Source organism: Arthrobacter rhamnosi (assembly GCF_054510975.1).
Map to the genome: position 1 here is coordinate 182736 of NZ_JBTNDN010000003.1, position 11287 is coordinate 194022.

Annotated in this window: 10 protein-coding genes and 1 riboswitch; of the genes, 2 read left to right on the forward strand and 8 right to left on the reverse strand. The window is 71.1% G+C overall.

Annotated elements, in window-relative coordinates:
* Positions 1-14 precede the first annotated feature (14 nt).
* From ACX80J_RS09235 to aspS, 7 genes are all read right to left on the reverse strand, one after another.
* On the reverse strand, positions 15-278 hold the full coding sequence (locus ACX80J_RS09235) for a phosphoribosyl-ATP diphosphatase (RefSeq protein ID WP_459344536.1): 264 nt from the start codon (positions 276-278) through the stop codon (positions 15-17).
* A 71-nt stretch (positions 279-349) separates the two neighbouring features.
* Positions 350-832, reverse strand: a complete 483-nt coding sequence (gene ribH / locus ACX80J_RS09240; RefSeq protein WP_459344537.1) for a 6,7-dimethyl-8-ribityllumazine synthase — start codon at positions 830-832, stop codon at positions 350-352.
* Between the two features lie 98 nt (positions 833-930).
* Positions 931-1638 carry a 3,4-dihydroxy-2-butanone-4-phosphate synthase gene (gene ribB / locus ACX80J_RS09245; protein WP_459347732.1) on the reverse strand — a complete coding sequence of 236 codons (708 nt, stop codon included), beginning with the start codon at positions 1636-1638 and terminating at the stop codon, positions 931-933.
* Between the two features lie 38 nt (positions 1639-1676).
* Positions 1677-2330, reverse strand: coding sequence for a riboflavin synthase (locus tag ACX80J_RS09250; protein WP_459344539.1), 654 nt, complete (start codon positions 2328-2330; stop codon positions 1677-1679).
* Between the two features lie 38 nt (positions 2331-2368).
* Positions 2369-3412, reverse strand: coding sequence for a bifunctional diaminohydroxyphosphoribosylaminopyrimidine deaminase/5-amino-6-(5-phosphoribosylamino)uracil reductase RibD (ribD, locus tag ACX80J_RS09255; RefSeq protein WP_459347549.1), 1044 nt, complete (start codon positions 3410-3412; stop codon positions 2369-2371).
* A 35-nt stretch (positions 3413-3447) separates the two neighbouring features.
* Entirely contained in the window at positions 3448-4131 is a 684-nt protein-coding gene (pnuC, locus tag ACX80J_RS09260) for a nicotinamide riboside transporter PnuC (RefSeq protein WP_459344541.1), read from the reverse strand.
* A gap of 110 nt (positions 4132-4241) precedes the next feature.
* Positions 4242-4383: riboswitch (FMN riboswitch) on the reverse strand.
* A 160-nt stretch (positions 4384-4543) separates the two neighbouring features.
* Positions 4544-6310: an aspartate--tRNA ligase gene (aspS, locus tag ACX80J_RS09265; protein ID WP_459347550.1), complete on the reverse strand. Its 1767-nt coding sequence runs from the start codon at positions 6308-6310 to the stop codon at positions 4544-4546.
* A 211-nt stretch (positions 6311-6521) separates the two neighbouring features.
* Between aspS and ACX80J_RS09270 the strand changes: the two genes are divergently transcribed.
* Positions 6522-7772, forward strand: a complete 1251-nt coding sequence (locus tag ACX80J_RS09270; RefSeq protein ID WP_459347551.1) for an APC family permease — start codon at positions 6522-6524, stop codon at positions 7770-7772.
* 18 nt (positions 7773-7790) lie between these two features.
* On the opposite strand, the gene hisS is transcribed toward ACX80J_RS09270, so the two are convergent.
* Positions 7791-9119, reverse strand: a complete 1329-nt coding sequence (hisS, locus tag ACX80J_RS09275; protein WP_459344544.1) for a histidine--tRNA ligase — start codon at positions 9117-9119, stop codon at positions 7791-7793.
* A 486-nt stretch (positions 9120-9605) separates the two neighbouring features.
* On the opposite strand from hisS, the gene ACX80J_RS09280 reads away from it, so the two are divergent.
* The gene (locus ACX80J_RS09280; protein WP_459347733.1) at positions 9606-11249 is read left to right on the forward strand and encodes a DUF349 domain-containing protein; all 1644 of its coding nucleotides are present in this window, start codon (positions 9606-9608) and stop codon (positions 11247-11249) included.
* The last annotated feature ends 38 nt before the right edge of the window (positions 11250-11287 follow it).

The following is an 11287-nucleotide window of genomic DNA, read 5'->3' on the forward strand; positions in this document are numbered from 1 at the left end:
GGCGGGATGCGCGGCTACAGATGCTTGTAGACGTCCTCCAGGGTGAGGCCCTTCGCGATCATGAGCACCTGCAGGTGGTAGAGCAGCTGGGAGATCTCCTCGGCGGCGTTCTCGGTGGACTCGTACTCGGCGGCCATCCACACCTCGGCGGCCTCTTCGACGACCTTCTTGCCGATGCCGTGTACGCCGGAGTCGAGCTCCGCGACGGTCCGCGAACCGGCCGGCCGTTCCACGGCCTTCGCGCTGAGTTCCTCGAACAGGGAATCAAAGGTTTTCACGTCCCCTAGGCTATCGGCTCGCGGAGCCGACCCGTTGCTCCGGGTCCCTGGTGTGACGGACACCTCCGGGATCACCGCGTCCACGACCGCAGGACGGCGGCCGTCGCCAGCGCCGCCGAGACCGCCTCGTGCCCCTTGTCCTCGGAGGAGCCCGGCAGGCCGGCGCGGTCGAGTCCCTGCTGCTCCGTGTCGCAGGTGAGGACGCCGAAACCGACCGGCACGCCCGTGCTGACGCTCACGTCGGTGAGGCCCGACGTCGCGGCCTGGCAGACGTACTCGAAGTGGGGCGTGCCGCCACGGATGACGACGCCGAGGGCCGCGACGGCGTCGAAGTGCGGGGCGAGGCGGGCTGCGGCGACGGGCAGCTCGAAGCTCCCGGGGACGCGCACCTCGGTGACCTCGGCTCCCGCCTCCGCTGCGGCGCGGCGTGCGCCGTCGAGCAGTCCGTCCATGATCTGTGTGTGCCAGCTCGCCGCGATGATGGCGAGGCGAAGGGGGGCGCCCTCCGCGGTCAGTCCGCTGATGTCGATGCTGGGTGCTCCGTGGCCGCTCATGGCTCTCCTTCGGGTGGTGTTCGGTGGGTGGTGCTGCTGAATGGTGCTGGTGCTGGTCGGACCGCGCGCCTGCCGGCCGCCCGTTCCGCCCTGCTGGTTCAGGCGCCGGCCGTGTCCGCCTGCCCGTCGGCGGGGTCGGAGGTGTCGCGCTCGCGCAGGTACGCGACGAGGTCCTCGATGGAGACGAGCGGGATCCCGTGGTCGTCGGCGAAACGGCGCAGGGCAGGAAGGCGCAACATGTCGCCCTCGTCGTGCACCAGTTCGGCGATGACTGCCACGGGGCGCTTGCCGGCGAGCATGCTCAGCTCGACGGAGGCCTCGGTGTGTCCGGGCCGCTGGCGGACCCCGCCGGCTGCTGCGCGCAGCGGGAAGACGTGGCCCGGCCGGGTGAGGTCGGAGGGGACGCTGGCGGGATCCGCGAGCACCTGCATGGTGCGCGCGCGGTCCGCGGCACTGATGCCCGTGCTGACCCCGATCGCGGCATCGCACGATACCGTGTAGGCCGTGCCCTTCGAGTCCTCGTTCACGGCGGTCATCGGCGGGAGGAGGAGGCGGTCCGCGTCGGCACCCGGCAGCGGCACGCACAGGACGCCGGAGGTCCAGCGGACGGTCCAGCCCACCAGCTCAGGGGTGGCGTCCTCTGCGGCGAAGACGATGTCGCCCTCGTTCTCGCGGTCCTCGTCGTCGACGACGACGACGGCTCGTCCCGCGGCGATGGCCGCGACGGCGTCCCGGATGGGATCCAGGCGGATCACTGCCTGGTCCTCGGTCACTGCTCTGTCCTCCGCCACTGCGCCGTCCTCCATCCCTGCACTGCCTGTCGTCACCGCATTCACCTGGGCCACTACTGCCCTGTCCCGGCGCCGGGCTGCTGCCGCGCGTCCGCGGCGGCGAAGCCGAGCAGGCGTTCGGCATACTTTGCGAGCACGTCCATCTCCAGGTTGACCGTATCCCCGATCGACTTCGCACCGAGGCCGGTCTCCTTGAGTGTGGTGGGGATCAGTCCGACCTCGAACCACTGCCCGGTCTCGTCCGGTGCACTGACGGCGGTGACCGTCAGCGAGACGCCGTCGATCGCCACGGAGCCCTTCTCCGCGGCGTAGCGCCCCAGCTTCGACGGCAGCCCGAAGCGGAGCCGGTGCCATGCGCCGAGGTCCTCGCGCTCGAGCAGCACACCGATACCGTCCACGTGCCCCTGGACCACATGCCCGTCGAGGCGTCCCCCGGCGGGAACACACCGCTCGAGGTTGACCGGCGCGCCCGGTTGCAACTCGCCCGTGGTGGTCCGGCGGAGGGTCTCCCCCATGACGTCGACGCCGACGCGTCCGCCGTCGAGGGTGACGGCCGTGAGGCACACGCCGTTGACGGCGATGGAGGCCCCGGGCGTGAGGTCCCGGCCGGTCTCGGGCGCTTCGAAGACGAGGAGGCCGCTTTCACCGTCGGCTGCGAGTTCGAGTGAGACCACGCTGCCCTGCTCGGACACGATTCCTGTGAACACTGGTACTTCCTTCGGGAGTGGATGGATTGCGGGTGGGGTCAGGCGGGTGGGGCAGGGTCAGGCCGGGCTCGGTGAGGAGGCCGCAGGTGGACCCGGACGTCGGCACCGAGCTGCTGCACGGCGGGGCCCCCGGCGTCGTCGAGGCGCCAGCGCTCCGCCTCGCCGAGCGTGGTGACGCCGAGCTCCGGGAAGGCGGGTGCGCCGTCGCCGAGGATCAGCGGGGCGACGTAGCTGAACAGCTCGTCGACGACGCCGGCCCGCAGAAAGGCGGAGGCGACACGCGGGCCTCCCTCGACCATCAGGTGGCGGACCCCCCTTCCGTACAGGTCGTCGAGGGCGAGACGGACGTCGCGGGTGGCCAGGTGGAGGAAGCCCGGCCCCCTGATGGCGGCGCCATCCGGCACCGTCCCCTGCCCGAGGACCACCCGCAGGCGTGGACGGCCCTGGGCATCCCGGCTGTCCTCCGCGCCGTCCGTCCGCGCGGTGAGGCTGGGGTTGTCGGCGAGGACGGTCCCGGTCCCCACGAGGACGGCGTCGGCCAGGGCCCGGATCCTGTGCCCGTCGCCGCGCGCCTCCGGGCCAGTGATCCACTGGCTGGATCCGTCCCGGGCGGCCACCCGGCCGTCGAGGGACTGCGCCGACTTCAGGGTGACGAAGGGGCGTGCGTCGGCGAGGGCTGCGGTCCAGCGGTCGTTGAGGTCGCGGGATCGCGCCGCCTCGAGGCCCCCGACGCAGTCGATGCCCGCACTGCGCAGCCGGTGGGCTCCTCCCGCCGCGGCGCCGTTGACGTCGTCGGCGGCGTAGACCACGCGGGCGACGCCCGCCCCGATGAGGGCCTCGCTGCAGGGGCCGGTTCGGCCGGTGTGGTTGCACGGCTCGAGGGTGACCACCACGGTGGCCCCGCGCGGGTCGTTGCCGCGACCGCGGGCGTCGGCGAGGGCCGCCGGTTCGGCGTGGGGTGTGCCCGCGCCACGGTGGTAGCCCTCTCCGAGGACCGCACCGTCCGCACCGAGGACGACGGCGCCCACGAGGGGATTGGCGCCGCGCACGCCCTGGCCAGCGAGGCGGAGGGCGCGCAGCATAGCCTCCGACTCCGCTGCGGGTCCCGACGGAGTGCTCATCGCAGCGTCGGGTCCGGCAGTAGGGTCTCGATGCTGGGCTTCGCAGCGCCCTGGGCGCGTGCCCACACGAAGAAACCGACCAGGGTGAAGGCACCGTAGAACAGGTACATGAAGGCGCTCGCGTAGTAGCCGGCGCTGAAGAGCAGGGGCACCCCGACGATGTCCACGGCGACCCAGACGAGCCAGAACTCGACCCAGCCCTTGGCCATGCCGTAGGTGGCGAGCAGGGACCCCACGAAGGTCCACGCATCCGCCCACACGGGCTCGTAGGACCCGAGCATGCGGAAGAGGGGGGTCAGCAGGAAGGTCCCGACGATCAGGAAGGCGACCATACCGAATCGGGTGCTGGTGCCCGCCCACCGGGGCGTGACCGCCTGTCCCCCGCTGTGCCGACTGGCCTGCCACTGCCGCCAGCCGTAGACCGAGACGGCGATGAACATGACCTGACGGCCGGCCTGGCCGAGCAGATTCGCGGCGCTCGCGGCGCCGAAGAGTGATCCGAGGAACACCGTCAGGAGCAGGAGGTTACCCACGATGCCGACGGGCCACGCCCAGACGCGGCGGCGCATGCCCCCGAGAGCGCTGAGGAGGCCGAAGACGTTGCCCACCACTTCGCGCAGCAGGAGCGAGCCGCCGCCTACGGGGATGCGGGCTTCGAAGAGCCACTGCAGAAAATCCATGCCGATCCTTCGCCGTTACGACGGCTCCGGGCGATGGCAGCAGGAGGACGCCACGGCGGTGGCGCGACGGGATGGGCGCCCGGTGATCGGGCAGCCGCAGACCCCTGCTGTTCGTGCTTCTCCCATCCAGACTTTGACTGTCGGTCCCGGAATTCCACCGGCTCAACCGTCCGCCTCCCGCGGGTGCGGAAGGACGGACGGGTCGCGGACTATCACCGCCGGTTCGGACTTACACCGACCCCGGAGCACGTACTGGTCCTGATTATTTCACAGGAGACCCGCGGCACCGGCCGTTCCGTCATATTTCGTCCGGAAGCGATCATCCCGACCGGATCGGCACGCGGGCCGGATACGGGACAGGGCACCCCGTGCGGAGTGCCCTGTCCCTCGGATCGGTGCGTCGAGCGGGAGGTCAGCCCTCGGTCTTCGGCTTGGCGTCGACGCCGGCTTCCTTGCGCTGCTGCGCGGTGATCGGCGCGGGAGCGGCCGTCAGCGGGTCGTACCCGCCGCCCGACTTCGGGAAGGCGATGACGTCGCGGATCGAATCCGCACCGGCGAGCAGCGACACGACGCGGTCCCAGCCGAGCGCGATGCCGCCGTGGGGCGGCGCGCCGTACTTGAAGCCCTCGAGCAGGAAGCCGAACTTCTCCTGGGCTTCCTCGGCGCTCAGGCCCATGACCGCGAACACGCGCTCCTGCACGTCGCGCCGGTGGATACGGATGGACCCGCCGCCGAGCTCGTTGCCGTTGCAGACGATGTCGTACGCGAAGGCCAGGGCGTTCTCGGGATCGGTATCGAACGTGTCGAGGAATTCGGGCTTCGGCGACGTGAACGCGTGGTGCACGGCCGTCCAAGCGCCGGCACCGACAGCGACGTCGCCGGCCGCGACGGCGGCGGAGGCGGGCTCGAACATGGGCGCGTCGACGACCCACACGAAGGCCCAGTCGCCCTCCTTGATCAGTCCCTTGCGTCGACCGATCTCGACGCGGGCCGCACCGAGAATGGCGCGCGAGGAGGGCGTGTCTCCCGCCGCGAAGAAGATGCAGTCACCGGGATTGGCGCCGACGGCGGCCGCGAGGCCCTCCCGTTCCTTCTCGGTCAGGTTCTTGGCGACGGGACCGCGGAGGCTGCCGTCGTCGTCGATCAGCACGTAGGCGAGGCCCTTGGCGCCGCGCTGCTTGGCCCATTCCTGCCAGGCATCGAGCTGCCGGCGGGGCTGGGAGGCTCCCCCGGGCATGACGACGGCCCCGACATAGGGAGCCTTGAAGACGCCGAATTCCGTGTCCTTGAAGAACTCGGTCAGTTCGGTCAGCTCGAGGCCGAAGCGGAGGTCCGGCTTGTCCGAGCCGTACTTCGCCATGGCGTCGGCGTAGGTCATGCGGCGGATGGGCAGCGGCACCTCGACGTCGATGAGCTTCCACAGCGCGGAGACCAGCTGCTCGCCGAGGGCGATGATGTCGTCCTGCTCCACGAAGCTCGCCTCGATGTCGAGCTGCGTGAACTCGGGCTGGCGGTCGGCCCGGAAATCCTCGTCCCGGTAGCAGCGGGCGAGCTGGTAGTACTTCTCGAACCCGCCGACCTGCAGGAGCTGCTTGAACAGCTGGGGCGACTGCGGCAGGGCATACCAGGAGCCCGGCGCGAGCCGTGCCGGCACCAGGAAGTCGCGGGCACCCTCGGGCGTGGATCGCGTCAGGGTCGGCGTCTCGATCTCCACGAAGCCGTCCCGGTGCAGGAGCTCGCGTGCCACCCGGCTCGCCTCGGAGCGCAGCCGGAGGTTGGCCTGGGGGCCGGGCCGGCGGAGGTCGAGGTAGCGGTGGCGCAGGCGCGCCTCCTCGCCCACCTCGACGTGCTCGTCGATCTGGAACGGCAGGGGGTCGGACGTGTTGAGGATGGTCACGGTGTCCGCGATGACCTCGATCGCACCTGTGGGCAGTGCCGGATTCTCGTTACCCTCCGGCCGCTGCTGCACGCTGCCGACGATCTGGAGGACGTACTCGTTGCGCAGGCTCGAGAAGACGTCCTCCTCACGCACGACGACCTGGGCGACGCCGGAAGCGTCACGGAGGTCGAGGAACGCCACCCCGCCGTGGTCCCGGCGGCGGGCCACCCAGCCCGCCAGGGTGACCGTTTGTCCTACGTGCTCGGGCCGAAGGGAGCCCAGTTCATGCGTGCGGAGCACAGCATTCCTTCCCACAGAAGAGTTCGATGAGTCGCAGGCGGAACTGCACCTGCCTAGAGTTGGTTCAAGCCCGTCCAACTTTACCGGTCCCGGTCTGGCCGCCCGGACAGACCGACAGGCCGCCGGCCTCATCCGCCCCGTCCCGTCCCCGTTGTCGTCCCGTCGCCCGCCCGCCTGTCCGGCGGGGCTGCTCCCGATCGAGAGGAGATCCATGTCCCAGGAACCGGGACTCCGCCGCGCCATGGGCGGCTTCGATGCCACGACCGTAGGGATCGGCGCGATGATCGGCGCCGGCGCGTTCGTGGTGTTCGCCCCGGCCAGTGCATCCGCCGGGGCGCTCCTGCCCCTGGCCGTCGTGATCGCGGGCTTCATCGCCTACTGCAACGCCTCGGCGACCGCCTCCCTGGCCGTGCGTTATCCCACGAGCGGTGGGACCTACGTCTACGGGCGCGAGCAGCTCGGTCCCTGGCCCGGGTTCCTCGCCGGGTGGTCGTTCGTCACCGGCAAGCTGGCTTCCTGCGCCGCCATGGCCCTCACGTTCGGCCTGTATGCGGCGCCGGGTGCCGCGAAGGCCGCAGGGGTCGCCGCCGTCGTCGGGCTGACGCTCGTCAACCTCCTGGGGGTCACCCGCACCGCGCTCGCCACGCGCGTCATCGTCTCGCTCGTGGTGCCGGTCCTCGCCTTCGTGATCGTCGTCGCGTTCGCCTCCCCCGCGGCCTCGGGCCCGGCCGCCGCCGGTTCCGCAGGGGCGGCCGGGGTCCTGCAGGCGGCGGGCCTGCTGTTCTTCGCCTTCGCCGGGTATGCGCGCATCGCGACGATGGGTGAGGAGGTCCGTGAACCGCGCAGGAACATCCCGGCGGCGATCTTCGGTGCCCTCGGCTTCACGCTGCTGCTGTACCTGCTGCTGGCGCTGTCCCTGCTGCACGCCTTCGGGCCCACCCGGCTCGCCGGAACCACGGCTCCGCTGCGGGAGGTCTTCGACGCAGCCACATCGAGCGGAGCCGCCGGTGTGGGCGGAGCGGTCATCACCCTCGCGGCTGCCCTCGCGAGCCTGGGCGCCCTGCTCGCCCTCATCGCCGGAGTCGGCAGGACGAGCCTTGCGATGGCCCGGGGCGGAGACCTGCCACGGGTGCTGTCGCGGATCTCCGCCCGGCACGCCGTGCCCTGGGTCGCCGATATCGCGACGGCCGTCGTCGTCGTGGTCCTCCTGCTGGCCACGGACGTGCTGACCGTGGTCGGCTTCTCGAGCTTCGGCGTGCTGCTGTACTACGCGATCGCGAACATCGCGGCCTTCACCCTCACCGAGAGGCAGTGGTATTCGCCGCGCTGGCTGAACGCCGTCGGCGCAGCCGGTTGCCTCGTCCTGGCCTTCACCCTGCCGGCGACGTCGGTGCTCACCATGCTCGGGGTGCTCGCGGTCGGGCTCGCCGCCCGCGCAGTCGTCGGAGCCCGGCGCGGGTGACGTTCCGCGATCGCGACGTCAGGCGGTCGCGACCACCGGGCGGAGGTCCTCGGCGGGAGGCGTCCAGGCTGCAGGGTCCGCCGCCACCTGGTCCCCGGACCGGATGTCCTTCACCTCGTGCGAGCCGTCGGGCGACGTGAACCAGACGAAGGGGATGCCGCGGCGGTCCGCGAACTTGATCTGCTTGCCGAACTTCTCCGCGCCCGCTGCCACCTCGGCGGAGATCCCGCGGCTCCGCAGCGCGGCCGCGACGTCCTGTGCCTGCGACCAGGAATCGTCGTCGGCGAGTGTCACGAGGACGGCGGTGGGGACGGACCGCGAGACCGTGGCGAACCCCTGGCTCAGGATCCGGGAGACGATCCGCGTGACGCCGATCGACAGTCCTACCCCGGGGAACGTTCGGTTGCCCTTGCGGGCCAGGGAGTCGTAGCGGCCGCCGGAGCAGATCGATCCGAGGCCCTCGTGCCCGTTGAGCACCGTCTCGTAGACGGTGCCCGTGTAGTAGTCGAGCCCGCGGGCGATGCTGAGGTCCGCCACCACCCGGCCCGGTGCCCGTCGGGATGCCTCGCCCACGACCTGCTGGAGTTCCTCGAGGCCTTCGTCGAGGAGGTCGTTCGTCACGCCGAGGGCGCGGACGCGTTCGACGAACGAGGTGTCGGACGTGCGGATGCCGGCGAGCTCGAGTGCGAGCCGCACCTGGTCGTCGTCCGCGCCGACCTCGTCCCGCAGCAGCGTGCCCACCTTGTCCGCGCCGATCTTCTCGAGCTTGTCGATGCTCCGCAGGACGGCGGCCGTGTCCTCGAGCCCGATGCCGCGGTAGAACCCCTCGGCGAGCTTCCGGTTGTTGACGCGCAGCGTGAAGTCCGGGATGGGGAGGGCGCCGAGGGCCTCGACCACGGCGAGGGCGAGTTCGACGTCGTACCGGAACGGGAGCACGCCGTCGCCGACGACGTCGATGTCCGCCTGGGTGAATTCGCGGGCGCGGCCCTCCTGGGGTCGCTCCCCGCGCCAGCACTTTTGGATCTGGAACCGGCGGAAGGGGAAGGCGAGGTGGCCGGCGTTCTCGACGACGTAGCGGGCGAATGGCACGGTCAGGTCGTAGTGGAGGGCGAGGCCGCTCTCGGAGGCGGACGCCTCGTCGGCCTGGAGGCGTGACACCGCGTACACCTCCTTGTCGATCTCACCCTTCCGCAGCAGGTGATCCACCGTCTCGACTGCCCGTGTCTCGATGCTGGAGAAGCCGTGCAGCTCGAACGTCCGCTGCAGCACCTCGAGCACGTGGAGCTCGATCAGGCGCTCCTCCGGAAGCCATTCGGGAAAGCCGGACAGTGATGCCTTGCGGGCCATGGGGTGGTTCTCCTCCTGCGCGGGGTTGCCGGTTCCCGCTTCCCTGCAGCGAAGCGGTCCGTTCTGCGGCCTCAATCCTAGGTGTCGTGTCGGGTTCCCGGGAAAACGGTCAGCGCGGGCGGCCGGGAGCAGCGGAGGCGCGGCTGTTCCCTGCACGTCCAGCAGGAAGGGCGCCTCCGCCCCGGAACCCGGATTCCGACCCAGTGGGTAAAGTAACCTCAGGGCAGACTCCCAGACCCTGCATGAAATGGCCCCGGCGTTGCTCACGGCCATCCGACGAGCGAAAGACTTCTAGCGGTGACACACAGTCAGCAATCCGACGAAACGACCATCGGCCAGGACGCACAGCAGGACACGGTGGCAGGCGACGGCGCCGGCGACCCCACGTCCGCAGACGCGTCCGCAGGCACGGGCACAGGTGCCGACACGAGCGCCGACACGGGCGACGTGACCGCAGCCGCTTCCCCGCAGGACGGGACGGAGCCGGTGACGTCCGGCCCCTCGGAGGAAGCCGACGCTGCCGCGGCAGACGCAGCCGGTACGGCCGAGGCCGAGGCCTCGGCGCCGACCGATGTCGACGCCTCCGGCGTCGGTGCCAGCGCGCACTCCCCTGCTCCGGAAGCCCCGGCCGAGCCGGCGGAACAGCCGGTTGCCCCGGCCGGCGCAGGCGAAGTGCCCGATGCAGACGCAGCAACCGGTGCAGACGCACCAGGGGATGCCCCCGAGGCGTCGGTCCCCCTGGCCCCCGAGCCCGCACCACTGACCACGCCGTCGCCCCGTCTCGCCGCTCCCCGCCCGCCGCTGCCCACGGCGATGGCGCCCCGACCGCTGAAGAAGGCCGCCCAGCCGGTCGCCGCACCCCTGGCGCACAGCACCTCCCTCGAGGAGGCCGCCCGGTTCGCCCGCGTCGAGGACGACGGGCACGTCTTCCTGCTGGTCGACGGCGCCGAGCACCCGGTGGGACAGTACCCGGATGCGAGCCGCGAGGAGGCCCTCGCCTACTTCGTGCGCAAGTACGACGACGTCGTCAGCCAGGTGGCCCTGCTCGAGCAGCGCGTGCAGGCCAAGGCGCCATCGTCGGACATGGCGAAGACGGCCAAGCACCTGCGTGCCCAGGTCGGCGAACGGAAGATGGTCGGCGACGTCGTCGCCCTCGAGGCGCGGATCGATGCCCTGCTCGGCGACATCAGCGGCCTCGAGAAGGCGGAACGCGCAGTACAGGACGAGCTGAAGGCCAAGGAACTCGCGGCCCGTGAGGCGATCGTCGCCGAGGCCGAGGAACTGGCGGGCCGGGATCCGTCCACCGTGCAGTGGAAGGCCAGCAGCACCCGCATGAACGAACTGTTCGAGCTGTGGAAGGCGGCGCAGAAGAACGGACCGAGGCTCGGCCGCGGCACCGAGGACGCGCTGTGGAAGCGTTTCCGGTCCGCACGCACCGTCTTCGACCGGCACCGGCGCGCCTACTTCTCGCAGCTGGACAGCGACAACGCCGAGGCGAAGCAGGCCAAGGAAGCGCTCATCAAGCGGGCGGAGCAGCTCTCCAGCTCCACCGACTGGGGGCAGACGGCAGCCGAGTACCGGCACCTCATGGACGAGTGGAAGGCGTCGAAGCGCGCCAGCCGCAAGGACGACGACGCCCTCTGGGCCCGCTTCCGGGCCGCCCAGGACCGCTTCTTCGAGGCCCGCAAGTCCGCCAATGAAGCTGTCGACGAGGAATACGCCGGCAACCTCACGGTGAAGGAAGCCCTGCTCAGGGAGGCCCAGCAGATCCTGCCGATCCGCGACCTCGCTGCTGCGAAGAAGGCCCTGCAGTCCATCCGCGACCGCTGGGACGAGGCGGGCAAGGTGCCGCGCGCCGACATGGGACGCATCGACGCCGGCCTCCGGCAGGTCGAGGATGCCGTGAAGGCCGCCGACGACGACCACTGGAAGAAGACGAACCCCGAGACGAAGGCCCGCACCAACAGCGCGCTGAGCCAGCTCGAGGCGACGATCGCCCAGCTCAAGGAAGACCTCGCCGACGCCGAACGGGCAGGGAACGCGAAGAAGATCGCATCCGCCCGGGAGGCGCTGGCCGCACGCGAGCAGTGGCTCGAGATGCTGCAGAAGTCGGCCCAGGACTTCTCCTAGCACCCGGCCCGCGCCGGTTCCAAGGCCCTCCGTCACCG

Excerpts from the sequence above, each read along its gene's own strand:
- ribH (WP_459344537.1), bottom strand. The coding sequence starts at position 832 with ATGAGCGGCCACGGAGCACCCAGCATCGACATCAGCGGACTGACCGCG.
- ribB (WP_459347732.1), bottom strand. The coding sequence starts at position 1,638 with ATGGAGGACGGCGCAGTGGCGGAGGACAGAGCAGTGACCGAGGACCAG.
- ribD (WP_459347549.1), bottom strand. The coding sequence starts at position 3,412 with ATGCTGCGCGCCCTCCGCCTCGCTGGCCAGGGCGTGCGCGGCGCCAAT.
- pnuC (WP_459344541.1), bottom strand. The coding sequence starts at position 4,131 with ATGGATTTTCTGCAGTGGCTCTTCGAAGCCCGCATCCCCGTAGGCGGC.
- ACX80J_RS09270 (WP_459347551.1), top strand. The coding sequence starts at position 6,522 with ATGTCCCAGGAACCGGGACTCCGCCGCGCCATGGGCGGCTTCGATGCC.
- hisS (WP_459344544.1), bottom strand. The coding sequence starts at position 9,119 with ATGGCCCGCAAGGCATCACTGTCCGGCTTTCCCGAATGGCTTCCGGAG.